The following is a 211-nucleotide window of genomic DNA, read 5'->3' on the forward strand; positions in this document are numbered from 1 at the left end:
CACCGATACCCGTACTTTAAGTGATGGTGAAGTGTTTTTGGCACTTAAAGGCCCTAACTTTGATGGTCATAAGTTTATTGAGCAACCAAAACAAAAACGTGCTATTGGAGTCATTGTTGATCACTCTGTTGATACCGACATTGATCAATTTGTCGTTGAAGATACGCGTATTTCATTAGGCACGATTGGTACAGCGGTTATGGCGCAAGTT

Annotated in this window: 1 protein-coding gene; it reads left to right on the plus strand. The window is 40.8% G+C overall.

Annotated elements, in window-relative coordinates; genetic code table 11:
- Positions 1 to 211: Mur ligase domain-containing protein (locus tag CWB78_RS18310; protein ID WP_249930479.1), on the plus strand; the 211-nt coding region annotated here is incomplete at both ends.

Source organism: Pseudoalteromonas sp. S1612 (assembly GCF_005887175.1).
Lineage (GTDB): Bacteria > Pseudomonadota > Gammaproteobacteria > Enterobacterales > Alteromonadaceae > Pseudoalteromonas > Pseudoalteromonas undina.